The following is a 25,388-nucleotide window of genomic DNA, read 5'->3' as shown; positions in this document are numbered from 1 at the left end:
TTCCTACTATTTGTAATAATCTGATAGTCATAGAGTTACAAAAAGTTTGATTGTTTTGAGAAGAAAATACTATCTATTTTACTGAAATGTGCTATCGTTTTGATTAAAAAGTACTATCGTTTCCGTCAAAAAGTACTATCGTTTTCATCAAAAGGTAGTATCGTTTTTTATGAAAAGTCCTTATTTTTCGGGTGAAAAGTACTGGGAAATCTCTTAAAATGTAATTACTTTTTATTTTTAAGTCCTATTTTACGTGTTTGATTGATAAATCTTTTTCTAGAATACACTAGAATAATAAAATTAAATGTAATATATTTTTGTGATGAAGATAGGATTTCGCTAAGCTCCTCTCCAGAATTAAGCGGGACGATTTCTGTTACCATTCATGGTACATCTATTAGCATGAAAAATGAACCTAGCGATGTGGCGGATATTTGCTAAGCTGTAATAAGAAATTCAATCATTAGAAGGATGATAATAGAGCTATGAAATACGGAGAATTGTTTACAGACAATATGAAAAAAGTCCGCAAACAATTTCGATTTTGTTTGCGAACTTTTCTTTGTTTATCTTATGGAATCGTCTCAGAACTTACTCACTGAAAGTCTGTAAGGTAGAACGAAAGCACTTGATGCTACTATGCTTTTTCTAAGCGTAAGAGTGCATACCACCAAGAATGTAATTGACACCGAAATAAGTCATTAGGATACTTAAGAATGCAATAAACATAAAGATGTGATATTTCTTCTCACTTCTTAATGATTGTAAACTTGCTTTATGCAATGGAATAGCATAAATCATGAATGTTATGAGTGCCCATGTCTCTTTCGGGTCCCATCCCCAATAAGTACCCCAACTGATATTTGCCCAAATTGCACCTATGAATATTCCTAATCCAAGGGTGGTTATAGCAGGATAGAGGAATATTTGTGAGAGCGTTGTCAGTTGCTTATTAATCTGAATGATACTTGCTTTTTTACTTTTTTTTGTAAAGAAATAGGCAATAGCACTGATGAATGTCAAAGAAAATAGGGCATAAGATATCATGATAATACCGACATGTATGCTCAGCAACGGACTATTTAGTACGGGCATACGTGGCGTGATGCTCGGATCCATCTCACCAAGATGACTTACGAGTAGCATGAATCCACTCATGAGTAGTCCGAAAGTGGTCATTAGTTGCATCTTATGGGTTGTAAGGATTGATACAATCATAATGAGCCATGAGAGTAAAAGCATTGTTTCATAGCCATTTGCAATAGGAATCGTCCCGTTGATAATCCATCTTAAAGCTAATGTAAATGTGAGGACAAGCCATGATAAGCCCATGAGACAGGTGAAAATTCTGTATCTCTTCTTTTTGTTTAAGAATAAGATGGATAAAAGTCCTAACGTCAGATTGGCGATGAAGAGAATCGTTGCGAACGAGCAAGCATTATAGATATTCTCTGCTTTTATTTCTGTTGGTGTAGGGATCGTATTACCACCATAAACTTGTTGATATTTCTGCAACTTTAGAGCAAGTTCGTTCAGCATTCCAGTGTTTCCTTGGTTGGCTAATTGTCTTGCTAAGGAGAGAATCGTATGAATGTATTGCTGTTGTGCCTTAGGCATAGCTTTGGGCATACGATCGGTAGGTGCAAACCAGTCAATATTTCCTTTGTTTGATGTATAAGGGAATATCTTGAGCGTTTTGCCTTGCATAAGATCCATTAATAACATCATCTTGTCATCAGTGTCAAGAATCTGTTTAGCGACAGCATCGTTAGGTTGACTCTGTGCATCTTCAAGATATGGACCGAGGATATATCCTTGTTGTCCGAAAAGACTCATAGGGGATATATACTCATTGAGCCCTAATTTATTACGTAGCTCACTTCCTTTTATCTTGAAGATAGGTTCTTTCATCCATTCCTTACCCCAGAACATGAAGCCAGTTAGTACTTGGCAGGGAGTGAAGTCCTTGTAATTCTTTTTACCATATAGTTTCTTTGTGAAGTCAATAGCGTAGGTTTGCATAGGACAGATACGACCATTATAAACAATAAGAACCTTTCCGAACTCATCTGCAGTCTCACGTGTTAATGATGGTTGTGCACTGATAGGTGATGTTCCTGCTAGGAGTAGTAAGAGTAACGCAATGGCTTTACCACTATTACTACGAAGTAAGCGACGGAAGTTCCCTTTGGGTTCGATAAGCATGGCAATGAGTCCAAGGAAGAGTAGGGCATAACCTATATATGTTACGGGGATTCCATATGGATCAGAATTGACGGATAAGTATGAGCCTTTCATATCTTCATCGAAACTACTTTGATAAAGACGTGTGCCATAGCCTGAATATATCTTATTCATAGATACTTGAAACTCCTCTTTCCTTTCACCTTCTATTATAGTAATCACAGAAGCATAATCCATTGCAGCCATATTGCCTGCGTGATAGGTAATATTGAATCTATTTAGAACAACCGAGAATGGTAATTGTGCCTTATTACCATCTTTTGTTATATATGTACTTACGGGCTTCCCTTGTCTTAGATGTATCATTCCTTTGTGTGCTGTTAGATGAGTGAGTAAAGCACCAAGGAGAATGATGACGAATGACAAATGTAATAAGACGATGATAGGGCGGCGGACTTTCCGCTTAATAAAATAAATGATTCCTGTAGCTGTACCTATTGCCCATAATAGGATGAACCACCAAGAACCGAAGATATTATCTGAAACATAATCAAGACTTGTGTATTTCCCTATAACTGTTCCTATCGCCATTATGGCAACAATGAGAATATACACAATCTCAAGTAATCTTTTTGTTCGCATTATTGTAAGATAAAAGAAGACGGAATTCTTTTGCGAATCCCATCTTCTTCTTATTAATGTTTGGTTAATTGCTATTCATTAGATAGAACGTATGAACTTAACTACAGCGTCTCTATCTTTCTTTGGCAAGTTGTAGAACTTGACAGCTGCCTTATAAGCCTGACTGTTCTTGCTATAAGCGTGCCACATGATTGCTTCAATCTCATTGCGAGCACGAGCATCATGTAGACGGTCTTCTACACCAGAGTTTATTAGTGAAAGACCTCTGCCCCACAGTGGAGTAGTGCGGCACCATGATCCGTGGATGTCGTTCTTCATATCGAGCTTGTGCTGTATGAAATCAGAGTATGGATAAATCTTCTGATTAGCATACTTAGGCAACTGCTTGTTGCCAAGGATTACTGAAGAACCGTGGTTATCAGCACCTGTTGTCCAAGATGCCTTGTGGCAGTGTGCACATCCTAACTCTCCTGTGAAGAGTTCCTTACCACGCTGTACGTCCTTGTCGTTCAAGTTTCTTGCACGTGGAACAGCGATACCTCTATGCCATACCATGAATGCGTGATAGGCATCATCGCTCACCTCTGGCTTGAAGTTGAAGTAAGGATTGTTGTAGAGGTTTACGTTGTCGCTTGGTGAAAGCAAATAACGAACAGCCTTCTTGATACCTTCACGAGTTCCATCGTTGTAGTATGGATGTACGTAAGAGTTTGGATCACTACCATGCTGTTGGATGTAACTAATTACGTTTTCGTTCTCTGACATTGCCTTTGCCCATGGTTCTGTAGAACAGATGTGCTTGATATCTGAACGAAGAACATTCAACTCGTCCCAAAGAGCAACGTCGTTCTCAAGACAACCATCGAGTAAGTCGTAGTTGAAACGCTTTACAAACTTATTACCAAAAGCATCTTCTGCCCATGCCTCAGGCTTCAACTGCTTTGTTGTATTATCGAAGAACTCTGGGTTCAACTCTACGTACTTTCCTTCTGCCTTGTATTGTTTCTCTAGGTCTTCATTAGAGATAGCATCAATCAAACCAAGTCCTTGGAAGTTACAAGATGCTATCAAGCGTACCTCATAGTTGCTTGGTACTGGGTCTGTGTTGAATGCTGACTGTGGAATAGATACTGATGGATAACGAAGATTATATTTCTCACCATCAGGGAACTGCATTGGCAAACCACTTGGCATAGATGTTACGTCATGCCATGTGATGTGTATTTGCTTCGGATCAACAGGAGGCAAGAATGGCTCAACGGCTTGCAACATTGTGAATGTTGTGAGCTGATTGATAGGAGTACCATTGTTGCTGCCTGGAGCATCAGGTGTATAAACAGAAACAATGTAACCGTTGCCCTTTACTGGCTCCATGTCATTGCGGCTATGACCGTGAGCATAACCTCCAGAATGGCAATACTCGCATGAACGACGGGATGCAACAGGGCCCCAACCTTTGTATGGCTCGGTGCTGAGGGTGTACTTAGCACTTGCCATCATATCTCCTTGGTTGAAGAGATCTGTTAGCCCTTGTTCGTCGATAGCTGGTGTGTTGTCCTCATAACCACCTGCTGCGGTGTTCTCAGTTGTACCAAGTTTGCCACCTGGGTACCATTCGTCTGCAGAGAAATTACCTACTGCCTGACCAATGTACTTTGTCTCAGGTTCTGATGGTTGCTGTGGCTTTTCTGGCGAAACATTGTCGTCAGAACAAGCAGCAAATGCACATAATAGCGCTCCAGCAAGTAAGAATTTGCTATAGCTGTTGTGTCTCATAATGTTTTATAGTTAAATTTACGTTTGAAACGTAGCCTTGCCTAAAGAGGACAAAGCTACGTTTTTAATTATCTTTGATTTTCAGATATACAAGTACTGATTTACTTGTCAGTCTGCTGATTAATCCATGTACCAGCTGCATTAAGTGCTTCGTTCAAGGCATCAACCTTATCAATGCAAGTCTTAACCTGTGGATTACCTGGTTGGTCAATGAATGCAATACCGCTCTTCTTAGCTGTCTCCAAGGCTGCAATTGCCTCGTTAAGAGCAGTGTTCAATTCATTATAATTAGGATAGTTGTTATTCTTCAAGAAGTTCATGATAGAGTACTTGGCTGGGGTAGAGATTGTCTCTGTACCACGTACGCCATAGAGTGAATTCTTGATAGAATAGATGTTATCTTGGTAGTCTTGGAATGAACGCTTACTGTATGGTGACTCGATGTAGTTAGCTGCATCGTCTGCCGTACCAGTACCTGTAGCCTTACGATAAGCCTGACCAAGTTTTTGTGAAGCAACTTCTTCGCAGATGCCAGAGCATCCGCCAATGAATATATTGTTCAATGTCTCATGCCATGAAGCAAACATACCATTCTCCTTTGTGGCGAACTGTGAGTAATCACGGTATGGAATAAACTTTGGAGAAAGTCCTTTGTGACGTGTTCCATTAACTACCCACATTGCATTTGCAAGCTGATTCAAGTGTGATGTTGGGATACTTGTACCTAACCAACCATATTCCAAAAGGTAAGTCATGTTACGGAGGTCACCTGCGACAGCTGCTGCAAAGGCTGCTTCGTTTACAGTACTTACACTTGTAAGACCTTGTTCTGTCTCTTTCTCAGCATTGAAGTCTGCTACTGTACGATTCTTACCATTACGGAAGAGAACGAACTCCAATCCGTGGAAACCTAACACAGAGTCGAAGTTACCATTGTTGTCATAAACATACTTGGTTGGGTTCTCACCATTGATACCAGCAATAACGGAAGCATCATTCAATGCTCTTGTCAACTGATCATGGTCGAGTGGCCATGAGTCGATATGTGGGTCGATTTCATTGTCAGAAGCTGCGCCATAAAGGAATGACTCACTCTGCTCCCAATCTCTACGTGCTCCTTTGAAAGCCTCACAAGCTGCATCAATATCACTCTGAGTCAAAGTACCTGCTTTACGCTTCTGATAAAGATTCTGGCAAGCCTTATAAAGGATATCAGACTTCTCTGCCAAGTCTAAATATGTAGGTTTAACAACTTCATTAATGTAGTTGGCAACAACCTTGCCCATCTCTGTTTTATTAGCGTTTGCTCTACTTTCGCTTGCAGCCTGGCTTAAAGCAGATTGCTGTTCAGGTGTGAGAATTGTTGTGTTAATAGGCTCATCATCATCACTACTACATGATACGAAGCCTGTAGCTAATGTTCCTGCAAGAAGGAACATTGCGAGTTTTGTTACTTTTTTCATTACAATCTTTATTTAATGATAATTTATAATAGTGTTTTCTCTTATAGGAAGAAGCCCTCGTATGCAATACCTATATTTATAGAAGGTTCATCGTTGTATCCTTTCTTAAGATTACGATAGTTGTACTCTGCCTTGATAGCTATCTGTGGGATAGGATAGTAGTTGATACCTGTTGCAAGGATAGTTCTGTTAGTCCACTGCTTTGTTGTAGCGTGAATATAAGAATCATAATGTTCAATGTGACCGAAGACATAAAGCTTCTGATTGTCGGCACGCATCTTGTGAATCTGAGAGAAGATATCATAACCTACCTCAAACATCATTGCCATTGCATGACTTCCGAAGTATTTACCATTCCCTGACTCATAAGGCTTAACATATTGTACATTAGGGTATGAAAGCTGTGTAATCTCTTTTGCATTGCTAACGTAACCATAATCGATGTTACCTCTTGCAATCCAGTTGTATTTATTATAGGTGAAGTCTAAGCTACCAAGATAGACGTTACCCTTAATCTTCTTCTTTGCACCCTTCTCGCTATCGTGTGGTACGTTGTTGTGCATCGCCTGTCCAGCGTATGCGCTGATACCAATGCGAAGACCAGGGATAGTGTAGTTGTCTACACGTGCAAGGAAACCATATTTATTTGCGACCTCAAACTCGAAAGGACTTGACGTACCTTTCTGTATCCAGTTAGCACGACTAAAGTGATAGGCATCCAATCCTGCAATCATTTGTGCTACATAACTAAAGTCACCCTTACGTCCCCAGAAAGATATACCGGTTTGATGCCATGTGCTTGGAAGAATTGTGTTTTCTCCTTCTGGACGATAAACAGTGAAGAAGTTTAATGGCTCATGATGAGCATTCACTAAGCCGAATGGCACAACGATATGACCAGCACGGATATTGAAAGCTTTTCCGAATGATTTTTGTAACCAGAACTGTTCCAGCTCTACTTCTCCACCTTTCTCTGTTTCGTGCTCAAACTCAATAGCTTCATCTGCTTCATATTCAATAGCAGAACCAGAACCACCATGTTCAAACTCTATTTCACTACCCATTGACCAGCCTTTACCGAAGTCGTAACCAAGGTAGATAACTGCATGAGGAATATCAAATCGACCATGACTTGGGTCTTTCTTATAGAGACTAGGTGTTGTATAACGATTACCATTATCGCTATAGAAGTTGCGTGAGTAAGCAGCCTCACCATAACCACCAAGACTTAATTTGTTTCCTTTGACATGATTCATTACAGAGTCAGCAGCGTTTACTTGTGCTTGTGCAGTAGTCGTTCCTGCTAGGAGTGCTCCAAAGATAATCCCGAATGTAAAATTATTCATAGAGTTCTTGTCTATTATTTATTATTATTTCGTTTGCAAAGTTACTTTCTTTTATTGAATAAGGCAATACCTATATCTATTGAATTTTTATCTATTTTAGTATTACTTTAGACCGAAAAACTCATTTGTTGAGTCACAATTAATAGGTATTGTTGTATTTGTTCCATTTTAAACTTTGGGATTGATAATATTGTTATTCTTTCGTATATATGCTCTTTTTAGGGCAAAGAGATGCTCTTTTTGCCTTTAGAAGGTACTCTTTTCTAACGTAAAAGAGTACCTTTAATATTTCATGATTTTGTTGTATTTGTTTATTGTAAGGCTTTTCTTCATGAGATCCAATGTATTATGTTGTCTTTTAACTAGATATAGTATTAGATTACTTCGCTAAATGTTTGTACTTTGTTGTACGTTTTGAGCTATACAAGTCATGTGTTAGGGAAGGTTGTTTCTGCTTTTTATACTAATAAATTAGGATATTAGGTTAAATACTTGATGATTCCTATTGTGTTATTGAACTTTTTTTTGTTATTTTGCATACGATATCATTACGGAAAGACAAGATGAAGAATCAAAAGATGTATGAGCCTGATGATAAGATGATCAACCTTATCAAAGACAACTATAGTCTATTACAGAGTTTAGGTTGTTTTGGCATTAGCTTAGGCTTTGGAGATAAAACGGTAAGAGAAGTTTGTAATGACCAGAATGTTGATACATATACGTTCTTGTCAGTTGTGAATTATACTATTAATGGTTATAAAGGGTTTGATGATCTTGATAGGTTATCAATACCCACTCTTATGCAGTATCTCAGAGCGAGTCACACTTATTATCTTGACTACGAATTGCCTTTCATTCGAAGAGAATTGACGGGTGCTTTGGATGAAAATGATAACCTTGCTCGACTCATACTTCGCCTTTATGACGAGTATGCCCATTCTATTCGTAATCATATGCAATATGAGGAAAAGAATGTTTTCCCTTATGTTGACTCTTTATTGAAAGGTGAGACTAATGATACTTATGATGTAGAAACCTACTCTAAACATCATAGCCAAACAGATGATAAGTTGCGTGAGTTAAAGAGTATTATCATAAAGTATCTTCCTTCTGACTCCCATCATAATAATCGTCTCACTGCCACATTATATGATATATATAATTGTGAGGAATGGCTCGACCAGCATGCTTTAGTTGAGGATGATATCTTTATTCCTGTTATTAGACGATTAGAACAGAAGAGTAAGCAAAATGATGTTAGTGTAAAGATCTCTAACATGATAACACAGAGTCCAGAATCGAATGAAGTTCTTAGCGATCGTGAGAAAGATGTTATCGTTTCTGTTGCTCAAGGAATGACTAATAAAGAGATTGCCAACCATCTTTGTATATCAACGAATACTGTCATTACGCATCGTCGGAATATAGCAAGGAAATTACAGATACATTCTCCTGCGGGTTTGACTATCTATGCTATTGTCAACAATTTGGTGGATATAAGTAGTGTGAAATTATAATTATCTATAGATAGGGTATATGATGTTTCTTCTTACTATCCTTTTCTAAAATTAATTTATATCTTGGTCAGTGTGTATGGAGAATGTAGAAATGAAGAAAATGGGTCGCCCAAAGATGGCTATCGTAGACCCTAATACACTTGCAGTCCTAGGCTTAAAACAGATATTGCAGAATGTGATACCAATCATGTCTGTAGAGACCTTTTCTTCATTCCAAGAGTTTGAAGAGGCTCAACCAGATTCATTCTATCACTATTTTGTAGCACAAGTAATAGTCTTAGAAAATAGGCAGTTCTTTTCTCAACGCATACATAAGACAATTGTACTAACAATTACCAAGAACCCTAATTCTCAATTATCAGGCTTTCATAGTTTCTGTATTAATGTGCCCGAGGAGGAACTTGTTAAAGCAATTTTAAAGATAGAACAGTATGGACATTCGGGTGGAAAGAACTTACCTGAACTTCCACAAGTGTTGAAGAATAAGATATTGAGCAATCGTGAGATAGAAGTCTTATCTTTGATAGTTCAAGGAATGATTAATAAAGAGATTGCCGAGAAACTTAACATAAGCTTGACAACGGTTATTTCACATCGAAAGAATATTATGGATAAGTTAGGTGTGAAAAGCGTGTCAGCACTGACTATCTATGCTGTTATGCATGGTTACATTGACATTAATAAGATATAGAATGATAAATTCTTATAGTTCCTGGACAAGACTTTTCTATTAAGTCTTGTCTTTTTTTTACCTTATTAATACTAATCAACTTTCCCCTTCCTTTTATAAGAAAGGTGACAGAAGATGTGCAAACCATCCTCTAAAGCGTTGCCATGGAGTTCGCCATTGTTTCCATAGCTTCTCTGTTAGCTTGAAACTATCTTTCTTTTGATTCTCAAAGAGAGTATCCAATTCATGGGTTGTACATTTATCAACGATAACTGCATTCTCCTCTCTGTCCCACCTTAGACTTCGTGAGTTGAGGTTTGCAGACCCAACAGTACATAATTGTCCATCTACTGTGATAATCTTTGTATGATGAAAACCTGCCTTGTATAACCATATCGTACATCCGTCTTTCATCAGCTGATGAGCATTATAGAATCCACAATCTGGCGTTAAAGGTATATCGCTCCTTACACTCAACAATATCTCAACCTTTACACCCCTCTTTACAGCCTTACGCAAAGCCTTCTTTAAAGTAGGACTTAATGTGAAGTAAGGATTGATGATCTTTATACTATCCTTTGCGTCATTAATGGCATTAACATAGAAGTAACGGATAATATCTCTACTAACTTGTGGCTCTCGATTGATGATACCAACCATCTTTTTACCAGCACTTTTACAAGTATCTGGTTTTAATCCTTTGATATAGTCAGCGTTCGATATACCGCGATAATATTTTGCTCCATGCACCTGTTTCGTAGAAACAAGATACCACATTCTTAGAAAGATGTTCTGTAAAGTGTTTACCTCATCGCCTTCTATTCTACAGTGCATATCGTGCCATGAGCCAACGACTTTCGTACCTTTTATATAATAGTCAGCCACGTTCATCCCACCTGTATAGGCTATCTTACCATCAATGATAACAATCTTTCGGTGGTCTCGATTGAAGATATCATGTATCCAAGGGAACTCTATAGGCTTAAACTCATATATTTCGATTCCTTTCTTGCGAATCGCCCTCAAAGTACTCTTCTTCATGGGTTGGTTATTACTGGCATTCCCAAATCCATCAAATATAGCTCTCACTTCAACACCTTGTCTCACCTTCTTCTCTAAATGGCGTATGAGTTCATCGTTGATTGAATCGTTACGAAAATTGAAGTATTCTAAGTGAATGCTCGAACGTGCTTGGTCTATTGCTTTGAACAAGTCGTCGAACTTCTCCTGACCAGTACAAAGAAGAGTAACCGAGTTATTATGTGAAAAGCTTATTCCTTTGTGACGTAATTGGCATACAAGCATTGAGTCTGCTCTCCCGTCCTTATTTGCTAATTCCTTACCATTACCCTTATACTCAAAGGTCTTAGCCGTTAGATGATAAGGGAAGAGTAGGGCTATGAATGTACAAATGCAAGTAATGATAAGTTTTCTATAACTTTCTTGTTTCCTTTTTGCCATTTTCTTGTAGGAATACTCCTTTCTTGGTATTAACTCAATGAGAATATAAGGTGTTAAATCATACAACTATAATGGTCGACAACTCCCAGAAGATTCTTTTCTTCATCACATACTAAGACTGTATGTACTTTATATCTATGCATAATCTGTTGTATTTCTGTAATTTTAATGTTGGGAAGAACCATCTTAGGCTCTGTTGTCATAATATCTTTGACTGTATGGTTAAAGAACTCTGCTTGCCATCTTTCCATAGCCCGTCGGATATCACCATCTGTAATCAGACCTACAATCTTCTTTCCAGATAAAGCTATACCCAAGCCCAATTTCCCCTTGCTAACATGGATAATTGCTTCGCCTAAGTGCATCTCCTTAGGGATAACAGGTAAGTTCTCTGATATCATGACATCTTGTGCAGTTGTCAATAAGCGCTTACCTAACTCACCTCCTGGATGGAACTGAGCAAAATCCTGCGGTCTAAAGTCTCTTACCCGCATCAAAGCCACTGCAAGTGCATCACCCATAACCAAAGCTGCTGTTGTTGAACTTGTTGGTGCTAGGTTTAGCGGGCACGCTTCTTTCTCAACCCAAACCTTGAGATGGGCTGTGGAATATTTAGCTAGAAGTGAATGGGGATTCGCACTCATTCCTATGATTGGAATATTCATGTGAAGAACCATCGGTATAAATCTAAGTAACTCATCAGTCTGACCAGAGTTTGACAACGCCAGTACGACATCCTCTTCTTTCATTACACCTAAGTCACCATGATATACATCCAATGGGTTAACGAAGAAAGCAGGTGTACCTGTAGAAGAAAGTGTTGCAGCTATCTTCGCTCCAATATTTCCACTCTTACCAACTCCTGTCACAATGACTTTCCCTGTACAATGATACATCAAGTCGACAGCTTTCTCAAAGTTATCATCAAGTTGATTGATAAGATTGATTGTCGCATCAGCTTCTTCTTTGATACATTGTATAGCGTAGTCTCTTACATGTGTTAATCTTTCTTCTGCTCCAATCATATTAACTTGCTAATTAATTCGTCTAACTTATTTAACTCTAGCATGTTGGCTGCATCAGACAAGCCTTGGTCTGGTGTTGGATGTACTTCAAAGAAATAACCTGTAGCACCAAAAGCCTTAGCTGCTAATGCCATAGAAGGAACAAACTTTCGATCGCCGATTGTCTTACCATCTCCTGCGCTAGGACGTTGTACACTATGCGTGCAATCCATGATAACATTCGGAACAATCTCCTTCATATCTGCAATGTTACGGAAGTCTACAACTAGATTGTTGTAACCAAAGCAGTTACCTCTTTCAGTAAGCCATATCTCTTTTGCACCACTTTCTAAGCATTTCTGCACGGGATATTTCATGTCTCGTCCACTTAAGAATTGTGCCTTCTTGATATTCACAATTTTGCCCGTCTTTGCCGCAGCTACTAACAAATCTGTTTGTCTACAAAGGAAGGCAGGAATCTGAATAACATCAACCACTTCGCCTACAGGTTCTGCTTGATAGCTCTCATGAATATCAGTAAGTAGTTTTAAACCATACTTCTGCTTAATATCATAAAGCATACTCAATCCTTTCTCCAATCCTGGACCACGGAAAGAGTTTATACTTGTGCGGTTAGCTTTATCAAAACTAGCCTTAAAAATGATATTAATATTGTATTTCTCGTTAAGCCTAACCAACTCTTCTGCAACAGAACAGAGGAGCTCTGAGCTCTCAATTACGCAGGGACCTGCAATGAAAGTGGGTTTATTGTTCATAATTCAGTAGGACTACTTCTGTTTCATAACTTAATTGAACTTCTCCTTGTAAGTGTTTGTGCAAAGTTATATATAATAAGGTTACCGCACAAGGTTTTAACCTTTGTTTACGTAAATGTACCAAATCTTATTGATAAAATTTGGATTTTCCGATTAAAACACTTTACCTTTGCAGCGGATTTAAGTTATTATGTACCCCGTATGTGGGTTATAATTATAGGTAGAAAGATTTTATATTTAGTATTAACAATTAAAGCTTTTAAGATGAAAAAGATTTTGATGTCACTTGCTGTAGCCTTTGTATCTTTGGCTGCTAACGCTCAAGTTTATGTTGGTGGTAATGTTGGTATTGCTTCTTCAAAGGAAGGTAATGCTGATGCTGTTACAACTTACAAGGTTCTCCCTGAGATTGGTTACAATATCAATGAGAACTGGGCTATTGGTACAACAGTAGGTTTCGGTAAGGGTAACCCTGTAAGCATTGAGGGTGAGTCTAAAAACTACGTTACAGTTGAGCCATACGCTCGTTACACCTTCGTTCGTACTAAGTACGTTAACGCATTCGTTGATGGTGGTTTCGGTTATGCACATATGAACCACGCTCATGTAGGTGGTGCTTCTGCTGATGCATGGTCTGTTGGTTTGAAACCAGGTATATCTGTAAACCTCAACAAGAAGGTTAGCTTCGTTGCTCACGTAGGTTTCGCTGGCTGGAAGTCAGTAAAGTATGATGGCGAAAGCAAGGACAACCACGCATGGGGTGTTGACCTTGATGGTAACAACGTTACATTCGGTGTTTACTACAACTTCTAAGACAAAGATTATTCTGTTATAGAAGATAACATTTAAAGAGAGGAATATATCGCTTTAAAGTGAAACCAGTAGAGTCATTACTCTCAAGGTTCAGATACTTTAAGTGATATATTCCTCTTCTTTTTATCGTTTAACTTAAACCTTATTTGTACGCTAAGTTAAGCGCAAACCATACTCTAAGTTAAACGCCAATCATACTTTAAGTTAAAGGTCAATTATACTTTAAGTTAAAGGTCAATCGTACTTTAAGTTAAAGGTCGGCTGTACTTAAATTTAGTAGTCATTTTTCGGTTCAATTAAGGTCGATACTTATAAAAACTCCTAGGACAATTTGGCTTTATTTTACCTAAAGTTTTATACTATTATTTGTCTTTCTTGCAAACGACATTAATAGGATAATCTACTATTAATGAAACGAGGTTAAATACTTTGTTTTAAAGTAGTTATCAACAAATAGTTCAATAAGAAGTATAGCCTTAATTTTACCTCTTCCTTGATTCAGAAAAGCTATTTATTCATTCTAAAGGATAAGTATGGTAATGCGATGACTATCCATAAAATCAATTAGAAAAAGGGCATCCAACTGATGGATACCCTTTCGGTTTATACGACTTGTATTGTGTGAATATTTCAGAGTCTATTGATTCTTAATTGTAATCTCACGTTGTGGGAATGGAATTTCAATACCATTCTTATTGAGCGTATCATAAATACATTCCATGATAATGCTATCATCAAGTCCTTGTGTGAAAACGTTAACCCATACAAGTACTTTTAGTGTAATGCAGCTATCATCAAAACTCTTTAGTAAGACCATTACCTTCTTTTCCTTGTAAGTAATGTCTAGTGCGGTGATGGCATCAATCAGCATTTTCTTAACTTCATTGATATTACTACCGTATGCTACGCCCACTTCTAGGATGTCAAGCTCATATCCATGATTCTTTGTCATGTTCTTATAGTTCTTCGTAAAGAGCTGTGAGTTTTGGAAGGCTATGATTGATCCATCTAGTGCTTCAAGCATCGTTGAGGTATAGCTGATAGAACTTACACGTCCACGTATGCCATCACATACAATGTAATCGCCTATCTTGATTCGTCCTGTCATCAATGATATACCATAGTAGATGTTCTCGAGAATATCTTTCATGGCGAAACCGATACCAGTTGATAAGCCGCCAGTTACAACAACTAGCCATGTGTTGCTGATTTGGAATATACTTAAAGTTGTCAATAACCATGCGCCCCATACAACTACTTGTAAGACGTTGATAAACATCGTACTTCTAGCTGCAGCTGTTGTAGGGTCACTCTTCTTTAAGAATTGTTTTATAGCGTCCCTAATTGTATGATTGAGATAGTTAAAGATGAACCAAAGGACTGTAACCATGGCTATAGAGTAGATGCTGATCTTGAACTTATCAGAATCAATGAAGTTAGCACGGAATAACCTCCATGTTATATCACTAAGGTTGAAGACATCTGCTGCCCAATAAATTGAGATGATGAAAGACAATACCAATGATGATGGTATGAATACATTGTATATAAATCTGATAATCCAAGTCTTTACGATTGACAATTTCTTTTCAGGATACCTCTCCCTATATTGATCAAGATAATCATGGAAGAACGCGATTGTTAATATACATGCTAATTGCATCATCCACCAAATAAAGGCTTGCACGCCCAGCATGGTATAGCCTATTATTGAGCTAACCAAAGAGAATACGAATACCGTGAGTGATAAATAAGCAAGGTATAAGTCGTATTTAGGAATTTGCAAGCGGTGCTTGTAAATCATCCTTGCCTGCCACAAAGCATTGAGCAATAAGAGGGGAGGGTAGACGAGTGTTACTATGGAGCTTGGCAACATCACAATACGGAAGGTGATGACGGTAAACCCAACAAAGATAAGAGGGTAATATATGCGATAGGTGTTGTGTGTTTGTGCACCACTAACACGCAATAACAATGAGGCAAAGATAACAGTAAGTAACCATGTGTATTCAAGCAAAAGGTTGCATGCCATGTGAACAAAGTTGGAGGGCGAAAGAATCTTGATGATGACGAGAATGATACTAAAAGTAATGATTGATGTCACCATAATAATACATGTTCGCTTGGCAAGAAAAGCACTGTTCTTCTGCTCAAACCGATTCGTCTTCATTACTTTTGTAACAAGGAAACGAATGCTTAAATAATTGATGAGTATTGCCACTAAGCCATAGATGAGTATCATGGAAAAGAGCGTAATGAGCCACCTTACATCCCATTGAGATTGCACGACTCGTTGTGGCGTGTATTTCTCAGAAAGGTTAGAACTCATTTGAGAGATAAGTGTTGGAGCATTGCGTAGGAATTTAAAGTAATTTTCTCCGCTATTTGTAAAGATGCTCGTCTGTATCTCTTCATATCTCTTTTGTGCATACGTATCGAGCGATTGAAGTTGTTGTTGGTTGTATTGGTAATATTGTATATATTCTTGATAAGAGTCGTTACGCTCTTGCAACATTCGACGTATGCTAACGGCAAGCGTTAAACAAACGTTGCGGTCAGTCTTCATCTTGTCTGTCATGCCAAAGGTGTACATTGTACTGAGCACGTTGATAAGAGAATCATAACGAGCAATCTCCTCCTTACTCTGGGTGATAAGGTCATGAAAGGGGCGCGACTTACTCTGAAAATCCTTCCATAGTTCGGTAGCCTCTTGGCAGGCATAAGTTAAATCAAAGATGTTATCCGTCTTTTGAGAATAAAGCATGAGCGACACCTGGGCAGAGTGCTCTCCAATCTCTTTTAGCTGATTCATCACTTGCTCACTAATAAACTTAGAGTTGTTTAATTGCTTTGTTTGTTCAAGATGTTGTGCAATTAACTCATGACGGAGAACGGAGAGTGAGTTCTTCAATGAATCTTCCTGTAATACGGCACTTGCTGGGAGTGTAATGATAAACAGCAAGATAGTAATGAAGAATATCTTTTTATACATACTTCTGGGTTGTGGTGATAAACAGTTTGTTTAAACAATAATTGATGCAAAGATAAGCAAAGTTTATGATTTTGCAGTTGCTGTTTATGTAAAATGATACTAAAGATATGTCATGGGACTTATTTCTGTTACCATAATGCTTATAAATCAATAAAAAAGTGTAAGTTTGCATACAAAAAGATACAATGATATTAATAGCTGATAGTGGTGGCTCGAAAACGGATTGGGCATTAGTGGGTACACCTAATGATGGTTTTAATGTTGTCCTTAAAGTTCGTACACAGGGCTTAAATCCTTTTCATCAATCGGAGGATATAATTTTCAACGTATTAGAAACGGAGCTGAAACCTGCGTTAAAAGAGAGCATAAGAGGTGCGGAACTCAGCGAGCCTTTTGATCTTATTAGTGAGGTTACTAGTGTCGCCTTTTATGGTGCTGGTTGTACTGCTGATTTGTCAATAAAAGTGTGTAAAGCACTTTCAAAATCCTTTCCCTTAGCTAACGTAGAGGTACAGAGCGACTTATTAGGTGCAGCAAGAGCTACTTGTGGTCATCATGCAGGTATAGTTTGTATCTTAGGGACGGGAGCTAATAGCTGTCTATACAATGGTAAAGAGATTGTAGAGAATGTTCCACCTTTGGGTTATATCCTCGGTGACGAAGGAAGTGGAGCAGTGTTAGGAAAGCTGTTCCTGAATGGTATCTTTAAAGGGAGCTTGTCCAAAGAAGTTGGTGACGCTTACTTGTCATGGTCAGGCTTGACTTATCCAGATATAATCAGTAAAGTCTATCGTCAACCTTTAGCTAATCGCTATTTAGCTAGTATCTCAAAGTTTATTCATGCTAATTTGGAGAAGGCAGAGTTAGAAGAACTCGTATTGTCTAATTTAGCTAACTTCTTTGAAAAGAATATTATGAGATATTCTAACGCTTCAGTATATTCTATATCGGCTGTAGGAGGTGTTGCTGCTGCTTATGAAACGCAGTTGAGGAAATGCGCTAAATCATTCGGTTATAGTGTTGCTAAAGTACTTGCTTCTCCGATTGATGGACTGATAGACTATCATAGTTAATTTATTCTGTCTTTCCTCTCTTACCTTTAGCTATAAAGTGAGCTAAAAATAAGAAAGATGAATGAGTAATAAGGAGCCGTTAGCAGATTATTTGTAAAGTGGAGTTTGCAATAAGAGTATGTTTTTTAATAGAATTGCTTTGCTTTTCAAATATTTTTGTATCTTTGCATTTGTTTTAAAACAAGTTTCACAAGAACAAGATTGCATATTTAAATTATAGCTATATAAAGTTTATGTATTTCACACTTTTTGTTACCGTTCTGATAACGGCCGCATTCTTGGTAGTGGCAGCGTATGCCATAGCTAAGTTGATTGGTCCGCGTTCGTACAATCCGGTGAAAGGTGAGCCTTTCGAGTGTGGTATTCCGACTTATGGAACCTCTTGGTTACCAGTGCATATCGGATACTATCTCTTTGCGATCCTCTTCCTGATGTTTGACGTGGAAACAGTTTTCTTATACCCATGGGCTGTTGTTGTTAAGACATTTGGACCTTTAGCACTAGCTACCATTGGGTTCTTTATGTTGGTATTAGTATTTGGCCTTGCTTATGCATGGCGGAAAGGAGCGCTTGAATGGAAATAAGGAAGCCAAAAATCAAGTCTCTTCCATACGATGAATGGAAGGACAATGATACGCTCAGTAAGATGGCAAGCGAACTGAACGATGGTGGTACTAACCTCGTTCTTGGTAACTTGGATCAACTTATAAATTGGGGGCGTAGTAATTCTCTGTGGTCATTGACTTTCGCTACTTCTTGTTGTGGTATTGAGTTTATGGCTGTTGGTTGTGCACGTTACGACTTCTCTCGTTTTGGGTTTGAGGTTACACGTAACTCTCCTCGTCAGGCAGACTTGATTATGTGTGCAGGTACTATTACTAATAAAATGGCACCAGCATTGAAACGTTTGTATGATGAGATGGCAGAACCTAAGTATGTTATAGCTGTTGGTGGATGCGCTATTTCTGGTGGTCCTTTCAAAGATAGCTATCATGTTATGCGTGGTATTGATGAGATCATCCCAGTGGATGTATATATCCCAGGTTGCCCTCCTCGTCCAGAGGCTATTATTTACGGAATGATGCAACTTCAACGTAAGGTTAAAGTTGAGAAATTTTTTGGTGGTGTTAATCATAAGCAGACAGCTGAAGAGCGTGAGTTGGGTAAGAGTAATGCTGAACTGATATTTAAGGAGAAATTGGGTATTGATCCTGAAGAGATTAAAGAGAAGCGTGAAACTGCATGGGAAGAGGCACATAAGCCGACTCCTAAGCCTGCTCGCCCTGCAGCAAAACCTGCAGCAAAGCCTGTTTCTGCTGCTCCAGTAGAGGCAGCACCTAAGAAGGAAACGATTGTCGTTAACCAGCCTGTAACAAAAGAAGATGTTGAGAAGTTGGGTAAGGAAATCGATCAGATAGATGCTGCAAAGAAGGCTGCTGACGAAAGTGCAACTAACATATAATATATAAGGTACGCGAGAATGAAACTAGAAAATAAAGAATTCGGTTTTGATAGCTTTGCTACAGAGATGGCAAGGTTGAAGAATGAGAAGCATTTCGATTACCTTGTAACTGTTGTCGGTGAAGACTTTGGTGCAGAAGAAGGGCTTGGATGTATTTATATTCTTGAGAATACAAAAACACATGAGCGTTGTTCTGTAAAGCAGCTTGCAAAGAAGGTAGGAGAGGAATATGTAATTCCTTCTGTTATTAAGTTATGGGCTGATGCCGACTTGTTGGAACGTGAGGTTTATGACTTCTATGGTATTAAGTTCCTTGGTCATCCAGATATGCGTCGTCTCTTCTTACGCAATGACTTTAAGGGTTATCCTCTTCGTAAGGATTACGATATGGATCCTGCAAAGAATATGTATACTACGGAAGACGATGTTGAACTTGATACAACAACAGAGTGGAACTTAAACAAGAATGGTGAACTCGTAGGAACACAACATGCTTTGTTTACTGATGACAACTTTGTTGTTAATATTGGTCCTCAGCACCCTTCTACTCATGGTGTACTTCGTTTACAAACAGTATTAGATGGTGAGACTGTTACTAATATCTATCCACACTTAGGTTATATCCATCGTGGTATAGAGAAACTTTGTGAACAGTTTACTTATCCTCAGACATTGGCATTGACTGATCGTATGAATTACCTGTCAGCTATGATGCATCGTCATGCACTTGTGGGTGTGATAGAAGAGGGTATGGGAATTGAATTGTCTGAGCGTATTCTCTATATCCGTACTATTATGGATGAGTTACAGCGTATAGACAATCACCTTCTTTATACAGCTTGTTGTGCACAGGACTTAGGTGCTCTTACTGCATTCCTTTATGGTATGCGTGACCGTGAGCATGTCCTCAATGTAATGGAGGAGACAACAGGTGGTCGTTTGATACAGAACTATTATAGAATAGGTGGTTTGCAGGCTGATATTGACCCAAACTTTGTATCAAATGTAAAGCAACTCTGTAAGTATCTTCGTCCAATGATTCAGGAGTATGTTGATGTCTTTGGTGATAACGTGATTACACATCAGCGTTTTGAGGGTGTTGGCGTAATGGACGAGAAGGATTGCATTAGCTATGGTGTGACTGGTCCTGCTGGTCGTGCTAGCGGATGGAAAAATGACGTTCGTAAGAATCATCCTTATGCGATGTATGATAAGGTGAACTTTGAAGAGATTACGTTGACGAATGGTGATTCTATGGATCGTTACTTCTGTCATATTAAGGAAATCTATCAGAGTCTCAATATTATAGAGCAATTGATTGATAATATTCCTGAGGGTGAGTTCTATATCAAGCAGAAGCCAATTATTAAAGTTCCAGAAGGTCAGTGGTACTTCTCTGTTGAGGGTGCAAGTGGTGAGTTTGGTGCTTATCTGGATTCACGTGGTGACAAGACTGCATATCGTTTGAAGTTCCGCCCTATGGGTCTGACACTTGTTGGTGCTATGGATAAGATGCTTCGTGGTCAGAAGATTGCCGACTTGGTGACTACTGGTGCCGCACTCGACTTCGTTATTCCAGATATTGACCGCTAACAAGGTTATCTTTAAAGTAATCAATTAAGAATTAAAATCATACTATGTTCGATTTTAGAATAGTAACAACATGGTTCGATGAGTTACTCCGCGTCACTTGTGGCTTGAGTAACTTCTGGACCGTTCTGATTGAGTGCGTTGCGGTGGGACTGGCAATACTTCTTGCCTATGCTTTACTTGCAATAGTACTTATCTTTATGGAGCGTAAGGTTTGTGCTTACTTCCAGTGCCGTATAGGTCCTGTTAGAGTAGGTTGGTGGGGAACCTTACAGGTCTTTGCTGATGTATTGAAGATGTTAATCAAAGAGATTTTTGCAGTTGATAAGGCTGATAAATTGCTTTATTATCTTGCTCCATTTTTGGTTATTATTGCTTCAGTAGGAACTTTCTCTTTCCTTCCATGGAATAATGGAGCTAATATCTTAGACTTTAATGTGGGTATATTCCTTGTAACGGCTATTAGTTCAATTGGTGTTCTTGGTATTTTCCTTGCAGGTTGGGGAAGTAATAATAAGTACTCTGTTCTCTCTGCTATGCGTGGTGCGGTACAGATGATTTCTTATGAGTTGTCGTTGGGACTCTGTTTAATTTCTGCAGTTATTCTCACAGGTACAATGCAGATTTCAGGTATTGTTGAAGCACAAACAGGTCCTTGGCAATGGCTGATTATACAAGGGCATATCCCTGCAATATTGGCTTTCCTCGTATTTTGTATTGCCGGTAATGCAGAAGCAAATCGTGGTCCTTTCGACTTAGCTGAGGCTGAGAGTGAGTTGACTGCGGGTTATCATACTGAGTATAGTGGTATGGGATTTGGTTTCTATTACCTTGCAGAATACCTTAACCTATTTGTTGTATCTGGAATAGCTACTACTGTTTTCTTGGGTGGCTGGGCTCCATTGAATATTGGTCTTGAAGGCTTTGATGCCGTTATGAACTATATTCCAGGTATTGTATGGTTCCTTGGTAAGACATTCGTTGTGGTATTCTTGTTGATGTGGATTAAGTGGACTTTCCCACGTCTTCGCATTGATCAGATTCTGAAATTAGAGTGGAAGTACCTTATGCCATTGTCACTTGTCATCCTTGTATTGATGACTATTTGTGTAGCATTCGGTTGGACATTCACTATTAATGGTTAAAGAGAATGGAAGAGAAAAAACAATCATATTTTGGTGAGGTTGGCTCTGCGCTCAAGACTCTTGCTACAGGTATGAAGGTGACAATGAAGGAATACTTCACACCAAAGTCTACCGAGCAGTATCCAGAGAATCGTAAGACAACCCTTCACGTTGCTAAACGTCATCGTGGTCGTTTGGTCTTTAAACGTGACGAAAATGAAAACTACAAGTGCACAGCTTGTACTATGTGTGAGAAGGCTTGTCCTAATGGAACCATCAAGATTGCTTCAGAGATGGTTACTAATCCAGAAACTGGTAAGAAGAAGAAGCAACTTCTCGATTATGAGTATGATTTGGGCGATTGTATGTTTTGTGAGTTATGTGTGAATGCTTGTAACTTCGATGCAATTGAGTTTACAAATGATTTTGAAAATGCTGTGTTTGATCGTTCTAAGCTAGTTCTTCATCTTGATAAGGAAATATATAATGGTGGTTCGCTACCAAAACTTATTGAGGGTGGAGCAGATTGGAAAGTTGGAACATTCAATACTAAAAAGAAATAAGGAGTAAGGGATATGGCAAGATTAATTATGTTTGCGATTCTCGCCGTTGTAATATTAGCTTCAGCTATATTCTGCGTGTCGACGAAACGTATCATGCGAGCAGCAACAGCATTGCTGTTTGTGCTCTTTGGTGTTGCAGGTCTCTACTTCCTGCTAGATTATACTTTCCTTGGTGCCGCTCAGATAAGTATTTATGCTGGTGGTATTACTATGATGTATATCTTTGCAATCCAATTGGTGAGCAAACGTACATTGCAAGGACTCTCTGAACGCTGGTTAGGTAAGCGTACTTTTCTTGCAGCAGCAATAGCATTAGTAGGTTTTGCAACTGTTGTTGTTGTATTGCTAAAGAATGCTTTAATCAATAGTACTATAGTTAATGGTGATACGTTGTCAAAAGAAGTAACGATGGATACCATTGGTCAGAACTTGATGAGTGCAGATAAATATGGATATGTACTTCCTTTTGAATTTATTTCTGTATTCCTTTTGGCATGTATTATTGGTGGCCTAGTTATTCTTAATAATAAAAAGAAGGAGGGAAGCAAATGATACCTGTTGGATATTTCTTTGTCCTTAGTGGACTCTTATTCTTTATCGGAGTATTTGGTTTCGTAACTCGTCGTAACCTTGTTGCAATGCTAATCTCCGTAGAGTTAGTTCTTAATAGCGTTGATATTAATTTTGCAGCATTCAATCGTCTGCTTTTCCCTGATGGATATGAGGGTATGTTCTTTACGCTCTTTTCTATTGGTGTAAGTGCAGCAGAATCAGCTGTTGCACTCGCTATTATTGTCAATGTTTACCGTCATTTCCACAGCGATCAGGTGAACAGTATTGAAAATATGAAATTATAAAGAGAAAACAAATATGTTTGATTACGCATTTTTGATACTTCTTCTCCCGTTCCTAAGTGCTATTGTACTTGGTCTGTTCGGAATGAAGATGCCACGCAAGGTTGCTGGTATTATTGGCACCTGTGTGTTGGGAACGTTATTTGTGCTCAGTCTCTATACAGCTTATCACTATTTCTTTTATACGGGAGAGTATACAGCAATGGGAGAGACTTTCCATGTTACTGACGGTCGTTTAACTAATGGTACTTATCCAATAGTTACCGTCTTTAATCTAACATGGTTAAAGTTTACTGAGCTTTTGACCTTTAATATTGGTTTCCGTCTTTCTCCAATCAGTGTGATGATGTTAATCGTTATTACTACTGTCAGCTTTATGGTTCACATCTATTCATTCGGTTATATGGCTGAACGTGATGAGAACTACAAGTTTGAGGAGTATGAGCACGGCTTCCAGCGTTTCTATGCTTACTTGTCACTCTTTACGATGTCTATGCTTGGACTCGTTGTGGCAACCAACATTTTTCAGATGTATCTTTTCTGGGAGTTGGTAGGTGTATGTTCATATCTGTTGATAGGTTTCTATTATCCAAAGCATACTGCAGTACATGCTAGTAAGAAGGCTTTTATCGTTACACGTTTTGCTGATTTGTTCTTCTTGATAGGTATTTTGTTCTTCAGCTTCTATGTAGGAACTTTCAACTATGACCTTCATACAAATCCAGAACTAGTTGGTAAGTTGACGGCATTAGCTTCAAATTCAGCATTGACTTGGGTACTTCCAACATCACTATTCTTGATGTTCATTGGTGGTGCTGGTAAGTCTGCAATGTTCCCATTGCATATCTGGTTGCCAGATGCAATGGAGGGACCAACACCTGTATCTGCATTGATTCACGCAGCTACGATGGTTGTTGCTGGTGTATTCCAAGTAGCATCGTTGTTGCCTATCTATGTTCAGTTTGGCGCACAGGAACAGCTCCATTGGATTGCTTGGATAGCAGCATTTACTGCCTTCTATGCAGCAGCAGTAGCTTGTGCTCAACGTGATATTAAGCGTGGCTTGGCATTCTCAACCATTTCACAGATTGCTTACATGCTTGTCGCACTTGGAGTTTGCTTCTATGATAGTAAAGAAGGTTCATTTAATAGTCCAGAGTTCCTCCATCATGGTGGTCTTGGCTATATGGCAGCAATGTTCCACCTCTTCACTCATGCAATGTTTAAGGCTCTGCTCTTCCTTTGCTCTGGTGCTATCATTGTTATCATTGGTAGCAACTTCAAGGAGTATATGGGGGGGCTGCACAAGTACATGCCAATTACAAACATCTGCTTCTTGATTGGTTGTTTAGCTATTGCTGGTATTCCACCATTTGCAGGTTTCTTCTCTAAGGATGAGATTATCTCAGCTTGTAACACCTTACCAGGAGTAGAAGGACAGGCTTTGAAGTGGATTATGACACTTGTAGCTGGTATGACAGCATTCTATATGTTCCGTCTCTACTACGTAATCTTCTGGGGTGAGTCTTATTATGAGCAGGATCCAGAGAATCGTCGTCGTCCACAAGAGGTTCCATTCGTAATGTGGGGACCATTGGTATTCCTCGCTGCTATTTCTGTATGTGCTGGTTGGATACCATTTGGTCACTTCGTAAGTGCCAATGGCTTAAACTATGATATTCATATAGATTGGAGCATTGCAACAACAAGTATCATTGCAGCCGTTATCGGTATAGCCCTTGCTACTTGGATGTACATGGGTAAGAAGCAGCCAGTAGCTGATGCCTTACAGCGTACCTTCCCACGTCTGCACAAGGCAGCCCTTAATAGATTCTATATAGATAACGCATGGCAATTCTTCACACATAAGATAGTATTCCGTTGCTTCTCTATTCCAATCGCATGGTTCGATCGTCATGTTATTGATGGTACATTCAACTTTATGGCTTGGGGTACACAAGAAGCTGGCGAGTCAATCCGTTCTTGGCAGAGTGGCGATGTACGTCAATATGCCGTATGGTTTATTACCGGAACTGTAGCATTAACATTAATCTTACTTTGTTTGATATAATAAA

At 38.7% G+C, this 25,388-nt stretch carries 20 protein-coding genes; 12 read left to right on the top strand and 8 right to left on the bottom strand.

Annotated elements, in window-relative coordinates; genetic code table 11:
- Positions 1-648: 648 nt before the first annotated feature.
- The 4 genes from ccsA to O3603_RS05345 all read right to left on the bottom strand — a co-directional run bounded on the left by ccsA (position 649) and on the right by O3603_RS05345 (position 7,411).
- Entirely contained in the window at positions 649-2,826 is a 2,178-nt protein-coding gene (ccsA, locus tag O3603_RS05360; RefSeq protein WP_371521322.1) for a cytochrome c biogenesis protein CcsA, read from the bottom strand.
- Positions 2,827-2,904: 78 nt separating this feature from the next.
- On the bottom strand, positions 2,905-4,602 hold the full coding sequence (locus O3603_RS05355; RefSeq protein ID WP_371521319.1) for a di-heme oxidoredictase family protein: 1,698 nt from the start codon (positions 4,600-4,602) through the stop codon (positions 2,905-2,907).
- Positions 4,603-4,703: 101 nt separating this feature from the next.
- The gene (locus O3603_RS05350; RefSeq protein WP_371521317.1) at positions 4,704-6,065 is read right to left on the bottom strand and encodes an imelysin family protein; all 1,362 of its coding nucleotides are present in this window, start codon (positions 6,063-6,065) and stop codon (positions 4,704-4,706) included.
- A gap of 41 nt (positions 6,066-6,106) precedes the next feature.
- Entirely contained in the window at positions 6,107-7,411 is a 1,305-nt protein-coding gene (locus tag O3603_RS05345; RefSeq protein WP_371521314.1) for a hypothetical protein, read from the bottom strand.
- A gap of 563 nt (positions 7,412-7,974) precedes the next feature.
- Between O3603_RS05345 and O3603_RS05340 the strand changes: the two genes are divergently transcribed.
- Positions 7,975-8,931 (top strand): LuxR C-terminal-related transcriptional regulator, encoded by a 957-nt coding sequence (locus tag O3603_RS05340; protein ID WP_009434169.1) that lies wholly within the window; start codon positions 7,975-7,977, stop codon positions 8,929-8,931.
- A 76-nt stretch (positions 8,932-9,007) separates the two neighbouring features.
- On the top strand, positions 9,008-9,622 hold the full coding sequence (locus O3603_RS05335; protein ID WP_155715930.1) for a response regulator transcription factor: 615 nt from the start codon (positions 9,008-9,010) through the stop codon (positions 9,620-9,622).
- Positions 9,623-9,715: 93 nt separating this feature from the next.
- Here O3603_RS05335 and O3603_RS05330 read toward each other — a convergent pair whose 3' ends face one another.
- Genes O3603_RS05330 through kdsA form a run of 3 tightly spaced genes read right to left on the bottom strand, consistent with a single transcriptional unit; the run spans position 9,716 to position 12,842 of the window.
- Positions 9,716-11,128 (bottom strand): phosphatidylserine/phosphatidylglycerophosphate/cardiolipin synthase family protein, encoded by a 1,413-nt coding sequence (locus tag O3603_RS05330; RefSeq protein WP_371521311.1) that lies wholly within the window; start codon positions 11,126-11,128, stop codon positions 9,716-9,718.
- On the bottom strand, positions 11,116-12,087 hold the full coding sequence (locus O3603_RS05325) for a KpsF/GutQ family sugar-phosphate isomerase (protein WP_315088555.1): 972 nt from the start codon (positions 12,085-12,087) through the stop codon (positions 11,116-11,118). Before O3603_RS05325 ends, O3603_RS05330 begins: the two co-directional genes overlap by 13 nt.
- Positions 12,084-12,842, bottom strand: coding sequence for a 3-deoxy-8-phosphooctulonate synthase (kdsA, locus tag O3603_RS05320; protein ID WP_314518572.1), 759 nt, complete (start codon positions 12,840-12,842; stop codon positions 12,084-12,086). Before kdsA ends, O3603_RS05325 begins: the two co-directional genes overlap by 4 nt.
- Before the next feature lie 264 nt (positions 12,843-13,106).
- Between kdsA and O3603_RS05315 the strand changes: the two genes are divergently transcribed.
- Complete coding sequence (locus O3603_RS05315) at positions 13,107-13,655, top strand: outer membrane beta-barrel protein (protein ID WP_371521308.1); 549 nt, start codon at positions 13,107-13,109, stop codon at positions 13,653-13,655.
- Positions 13,656-14,292: 637 nt separating this feature from the next.
- On the opposite strand, the gene O3603_RS05310 is transcribed toward O3603_RS05315, so the two are convergent.
- A complete protein-coding gene (locus tag O3603_RS05310) occupies positions 14,293-16,647 on the bottom strand; it encodes a mechanosensitive ion channel family protein (RefSeq protein WP_371521305.1) in 2,355 nt (784 codons plus the stop codon).
- A gap of 185 nt (positions 16,648-16,832) precedes the next feature.
- On the opposite strand from O3603_RS05310, the gene O3603_RS05305 reads away from it, so the two are divergent.
- The 9 genes from O3603_RS05305 (at position 16,833) to O3603_RS05265 (ending at position 25,384) form a co-directional block, all read left to right on the top strand.
- Positions 16,833-17,720, top strand: a complete 888-nt coding sequence (locus O3603_RS05305) for an ATPase (RefSeq protein WP_371521302.1) — start codon at positions 16,833-16,835, stop codon at positions 17,718-17,720.
- A 233-nt stretch (positions 17,721-17,953) separates the two neighbouring features.
- Positions 17,954-18,304, top strand: a complete 351-nt coding sequence (locus tag O3603_RS05300; protein ID WP_008822630.1) for an NADH-quinone oxidoreductase subunit A — start codon at positions 17,954-17,956, stop codon at positions 18,302-18,304.
- Complete coding sequence (locus tag O3603_RS05295) at positions 18,295-19,182, top strand: NADH-quinone oxidoreductase subunit B (RefSeq protein WP_273540853.1); 888 nt, start codon at positions 18,295-18,297, stop codon at positions 19,180-19,182. Before O3603_RS05300 ends, O3603_RS05295 begins: the two co-directional genes overlap by 10 nt.
- Before the next feature lie 18 nt (positions 19,183-19,200).
- Positions 19,201-20,775 (top strand): NADH-quinone oxidoreductase subunit C, encoded by a 1,575-nt coding sequence (locus tag O3603_RS05290; RefSeq protein WP_371521298.1) that lies wholly within the window; start codon positions 19,201-19,203, stop codon positions 20,773-20,775.
- 44 nt (positions 20,776-20,819) lie between these two features.
- Entirely contained in the window at positions 20,820-21,917 is a 1,098-nt protein-coding gene (nuoH, locus tag O3603_RS05285; protein ID WP_371521295.1) for an NADH-quinone oxidoreductase subunit NuoH, read from the top strand.
- A 5-nt stretch (positions 21,918-21,922) separates the two neighbouring features.
- A complete protein-coding gene (locus O3603_RS05280; protein ID WP_009434224.1) occupies positions 21,923-22,459 on the top strand; it encodes an NADH-quinone oxidoreductase subunit I in 537 nt (178 codons plus the stop codon).
- Between the two features lie 12 nt (positions 22,460-22,471).
- Positions 22,472-23,011 carry an NADH-quinone oxidoreductase subunit J gene (locus tag O3603_RS05275; protein WP_009434127.1) on the top strand — a complete coding sequence of 180 codons (540 nt, stop codon included), beginning with the start codon at positions 22,472-22,474 and terminating at the stop codon, positions 23,009-23,011.
- Positions 23,008-23,316, top strand: a complete 309-nt coding sequence (gene nuoK / locus O3603_RS05270; RefSeq protein ID WP_371521292.1) for an NADH-quinone oxidoreductase subunit NuoK — start codon at positions 23,008-23,010, stop codon at positions 23,314-23,316. Before O3603_RS05275 ends, nuoK begins: the two co-directional genes overlap by 4 nt.
- 13 nt (positions 23,317-23,329) lie before the next feature.
- The gene (locus O3603_RS05265; RefSeq protein WP_371521290.1) at positions 23,330-25,384 is read left to right on the top strand and encodes an NADH-quinone oxidoreductase subunit L; all 2,055 of its coding nucleotides are present in this window, start codon (positions 23,330-23,332) and stop codon (positions 25,382-25,384) included.
- The last annotated feature ends 4 nt before the right edge of the window (positions 25,385-25,388 follow it).

The sequence above is a fragment of the Prevotella sp. 20925_1_30 genome (genome assembly GCF_041433025.1).
Classification (GTDB): Bacteria; Bacteroidota; Bacteroidia; order Bacteroidales; family Bacteroidaceae; genus Prevotella; species Prevotella vespertina.
This window is presented reverse-complemented; position numbering and strand designations above follow the sequence as displayed.

Coding starts and splice junctions, on each gene's coding strand:
- ccsA (WP_371521322.1), bottom strand. CDS start 2,826: ATGCGAACAAAAAGATTACTTGAGATTGTGTATATTCTCATTGTTGCC.
- O3603_RS05355 (WP_371521319.1), bottom strand. CDS start 4,602: ATGAGACACAACAGCTATAGCAAATTCTTACTTGCTGGAGCGCTATTA.
- O3603_RS05350 (WP_371521317.1), bottom strand. CDS start 6,065: ATGAAAAAAGTAACAAAACTCGCAATGTTCCTTCTTGCAGGAACATTA.
- O3603_RS05345 (WP_371521314.1), bottom strand. CDS start 7,411: ATGAATAATTTTACATTCGGGATTATCTTTGGAGCACTCCTAGCAGGA.
- O3603_RS05340 (WP_009434169.1), top strand. CDS start 7,975: ATGAAGAATCAAAAGATGTATGAGCCTGATGATAAGATGATCAACCTT.
- O3603_RS05335 (WP_155715930.1), top strand. CDS start 9,008: ATGGAGAATGTAGAAATGAAGAAAATGGGTCGCCCAAAGATGGCTATC.
- O3603_RS05325 (WP_315088555.1), bottom strand. CDS start 12,087: ATGATTGGAGCAGAAGAAAGATTAACACATGTAAGAGACTACGCTATA.
- kdsA (WP_314518572.1), bottom strand. CDS start 12,842: ATGAACAATAAACCCACTTTCATTGCAGGTCCCTGCGTAATTGAGAGC.
- O3603_RS05315 (WP_371521308.1), top strand. CDS start 13,107: ATGAAAAAGATTTTGATGTCACTTGCTGTAGCCTTTGTATCTTTGGCT.
- O3603_RS05310 (WP_371521305.1), bottom strand. CDS start 16,647: ATGTATAAAAAGATATTCTTCATTACTATCTTGCTGTTTATCATTACA.
- O3603_RS05305 (WP_371521302.1), top strand. CDS start 16,833: ATGATATTAATAGCTGATAGTGGTGGCTCGAAAACGGATTGGGCATTA.
- O3603_RS05300 (WP_008822630.1), top strand. CDS start 17,954: ATGTATTTCACACTTTTTGTTACCGTTCTGATAACGGCCGCATTCTTG.
- O3603_RS05295 (WP_273540853.1), top strand. CDS start 18,295: ATGGAAATAAGGAAGCCAAAAATCAAGTCTCTTCCATACGATGAATGG.
- O3603_RS05290 (WP_371521298.1), top strand. CDS start 19,201: ATGAAACTAGAAAATAAAGAATTCGGTTTTGATAGCTTTGCTACAGAG.
- nuoH (WP_371521295.1), top strand. CDS start 20,820: ATGTTCGATTTTAGAATAGTAACAACATGGTTCGATGAGTTACTCCGC.
- O3603_RS05280 (WP_009434224.1), top strand. CDS start 21,923: ATGGAAGAGAAAAAACAATCATATTTTGGTGAGGTTGGCTCTGCGCTC.
- O3603_RS05275 (WP_009434127.1), top strand. CDS start 22,472: ATGGCAAGATTAATTATGTTTGCGATTCTCGCCGTTGTAATATTAGCT.
- nuoK (WP_371521292.1), top strand. CDS start 23,008: ATGATACCTGTTGGATATTTCTTTGTCCTTAGTGGACTCTTATTCTTT.
- O3603_RS05265 (WP_371521290.1), top strand. CDS start 23,330: ATGTTTGATTACGCATTTTTGATACTTCTTCTCCCGTTCCTAAGTGCT.